This is a genomic window from Sulfuricurvum sp. RIFOXYD12_FULL_44_77 (assembly GCF_001830725.1).
GTDB classification, from domain to species: Bacteria; Campylobacterota; Campylobacteria; order Campylobacterales; family Sulfurimonadaceae; genus Sulfuricurvum; species Sulfuricurvum kujiense_A.
Genome location: NZ_MIBU01000269.1, coordinates 1 through 2,977, shown reverse-complemented (window position 1 = coordinate 2,977; position 2,977 = coordinate 1). Strand labels below are relative to the sequence as shown.

General features: G+C 49.5%; 4 protein-coding genes. All 4 read left to right on the top strand.

All coding sequences use genetic code 11. The features are described 5' to 3' along the window. Nucleotides 1–102 precede the first annotated feature (102 nt). Complete coding sequence (gene bluB / locus A2517_RS09645; RefSeq protein WP_294896475.1) at nt 103–726, top strand: 5,6-dimethylbenzimidazole synthase; 624 nt, start codon at nt 103–105, stop codon at nt 724–726. Further along, nucleotides 717–1,481: a phosphotransferase gene (locus A2517_RS09640; RefSeq protein ID WP_294896473.1), complete on the top strand. Its 765-nt coding sequence runs from the start codon at nt 717–719 to the stop codon at nt 1,479–1,481. Before bluB ends, A2517_RS09640 begins: the two co-directional genes overlap by 10 nt. Beyond that, on the top strand, nt 1,478–2,539 hold the full coding sequence (gene cobT / locus A2517_RS09635; protein ID WP_294896472.1) for a nicotinate mononucleotide-dependent phosphoribosyltransferase CobT: 1,062 nt from the start codon (nt 1,478–1,480) through the stop codon (nt 2,537–2,539). The genes A2517_RS09640 and cobT overlap by 4 nt, the downstream gene beginning before the upstream one ends. After that, a partial coding sequence (locus A2517_RS09630) for a bifunctional adenosylcobinamide kinase/adenosylcobinamide-phosphate guanylyltransferase (RefSeq protein WP_294896470.1) occupies nt 2,536–2,977 on the top strand: 442 nt, incomplete at its 3' end. The genes cobT and A2517_RS09630, both read left to right, overlap by 4 nt.

Genomic DNA, 2,977 nt, shown 5'->3' with positions numbered 1-2,977 from the left:
TAATCTCGGAGCCGCTTCGGATATTCCCATCGGCGTCGTTACTTCGTTTATCGGTGGGCCGTTCTTTATCTATCTGATACTTCATCGTCAAAAAGGGTCACGATGAAATTTACCCTCCGCGATGCTGAGCTGCTCCAATCGATCTTCTCATCACGCCGTGACGTGAGGGGGAATCGTTTTATCGATGAACCGATCGACGATGAGGTACTGCGGAAGATTTTGGAAGCGGCGATCTCCGCCCCCTCGGTCGGTTTTTCACAGCCGTGGAAGTTTGTTATCGTTCAGGATCATGCCAAACGCGAAGCGATCTATGAGGAATTTCTCCGAGAAAACACTAAAGCGTCCAAGCTGTTCGAGGGGAATCTCCTTTATGATACCCTCAAACTGGAGGGGATCAAGGAATCGGCCCTCAATATCGCCGTGTTGTATCAAAAACCGACGAAAACCGTGTTAGGACAAACGACTCAGAAAAAGATGGGGGAGTACAGCGTCGTCTGCGCGATCCAAAACCTCTGGCTGATGGCACGCGCCCACAATATCGGGGTGGGGTGGGTGAGTATTCTACGCCCCAAAAAGGTGAAAAAGATTTTAGGAATCGGCGATGAGTACAAACTGATCGGTTATTTGACGATGGGGTATGTGAGCGAGTTTTTGGAGGAACCCGAACTGTTGAAAATGGGGTGGGAAGAGAGGAAAACGCTGGATGAGGTGGTCGAATGGGTGTGAAAACGGTGATTACACTGGCAGATTTACCGCAATCATTAGAGATCACCTCTCTCGAAGCGAGTAAGGACGGGGTGATGGACAGCGTCTATTTCCTGAACGATGAACGGGTATTGAAAATTTTTGAAAACGCTACCGTCGCGTCAGTTGAGGAGGAACGGAAGCTTCTCATCCTCTGCGAAACACTCCCGATTGCCAAATCTTTGGGGGAAGTGTTGAGCATCTGCGGCAAACCCGCCCTTATCTACCGCCGATGTCATGGGAAAAGTCTTAAGAGTGCCGAGATCAATGAGGTACGAGAGATCGGAACATTTTTGCGCTCTTTCCATACCCTAACGGCGACACGGCAGAGTGCTAACGAGCCGTTATTTGAGAGATCGAGGCTGGAGCGGATGATTAGAGAGAGCAACGTCGAAATTTTCGATACGCTGTTAAAAAAAATTGATTTGAGATTGCGCAACGACGGGATTATTCACGGCGATCTTTTTATGGATAACGCCCTCTTTAAGGGGGGAAGCCTATCGTGTGTCATCGATTTCACCCAAGCATGCAACGGCGATTTTCTCTTCGATCTCGCCGTCACCGACCTCTCGTGGTGCGACAGCGATGAAAAAACCGAGGCTCTATTGGAGAGCTACGGTGCAACGATCAGCGCAGAGGAGTTTCAATCGTACCGCGAGTACGCGACCCTTTTTTACAGCGTCAACCGCTACTTAAACGACGGTAATTATCAAGAACTATTAGAGAGGCTATTATGATACAAACGATTACGGGAAAAAGAGATTTTATCGAGAGTCTGCGGGGGAAGCGGGCATCGTTTCTTTTGTGTATGAGCAACACGGCAACAGCAAATATAGAGGGGATTACCCAAGCGGGGATTCCGGGGCTTCTCCATCTCACCCCGACGCTCGATGCGGAGTTTATCGCGATCGGAGAGGTGCGGAGTCTGGGTTCCATTGCCGAAACTCCTAAAGGGGTTCCCACTCCCGCCCTCATCACCCGCGCCGTCCATCTCCTCCATCCTTTCCGCGAAATCGAGCTTCTCGAACTTGGGCTTGAGATTTCTCCGAAGTTGGAGCATTTTAAACGTCACTCGTTCGGTATTTCCCCCAGTGATTCGATCAGTGAGGGAGCGAATATCCCCGCCGAAGAGGTGTTTGAAAAAGGGATTCAATTCGCCCAAGAGCTTGCAGTGCAGGGCGATTACATCATCTTAGGTGAATCGGTTCCCGCAGGAACCACCACGGCGCTCGCCACGGCGTTGGCGCTGGGGTACGATGCGAATGAGAAATTCAGCAGCAGTTTTAAAAACACCCCTAACACCATCAGACAAAACGTTATCAATCAAGCCCTTTCGCACATCGAAAAGGGCGATGATCTCTTTGCCATCCTCTCACAAGTGGGGGACAATATGCTCATCTTTAATGCCGGATTGGTTCTCGGTCTCCAAAACCGCGACATCCCAATCGTTTTGGCGGGGGGGACACAGATGGCGTGCGTGTTACTTGTGATCAACCGCATCTTGCAAATGATGGAAGGGGAACTCGACACCTCTCGTGTCGCCCTCTGCACGACGAAATGGGTTGCCGAAGATACTAACAGCGATATCAAAGCCCTCTTGGAAATGAACGATTTTACCATTAACGCCTATTACGCCGATTTCGATTTCTCCCTCACCTCTCACCCCGCACTCAAACTCTACGATGAAGGGGAAGCAAAAGAGGGGGTCGGCGCAGGGGGTGCGCTGATGTATGCCCTCCTTAACGGTATTACCAAAGAAAAAATTACTCTGAAAGTGGAGAGTTTGTTAGGATGAAAATACTTTATTTCGGGGGACAAAAATCGGGGAAAAGTACGTTGGCGGAAGCCAAAGCCCTCTCGATTTCGGATCAAAAACCCTACTATCTTGCGACCTATGATACCTCGTTCGGTGATGATGAAATGAGTGTGAGAATCGATAAACACCGTTTTAGTAGGGGAGAGGATTTTATTACTCTCGAAGAGAGCCATCATTTAGCCGAAGTGATAGAGCCGCACCATACCTACCTGATCGATTGCGTCTCGATGTGGATACTTAACCGCCTAGAAGAGGATGAAGAGGTGTTAATCGCGGAGATCGAAGCACTGAAAGATATCGATGCTAACATCGTGTTTGTCCTCAACGACGTCGGGACGGGAGTGATCCCAAATGATCCTATCAGTCGTCGTTTTGTCGATTACAGCGGCGTGATCGGTCAAGAGTTGGCACATATCT

Excerpts from the sequence above, each read along its gene's own strand:
- bluB (WP_294896475.1), top strand. The coding sequence starts at position 103 with ATGAAATTTACCCTCCGCGATGCTGAGCTGCTCCAATCGATCTTCTCA.
- A2517_RS09640 (WP_294896473.1), top strand. The coding sequence starts at position 717 with ATGGGTGTGAAAACGGTGATTACACTGGCAGATTTACCGCAATCATTA.
- cobT (WP_294896472.1), top strand. The coding sequence starts at position 1,478 with ATGATACAAACGATTACGGGAAAAAGAGATTTTATCGAGAGTCTGCGG.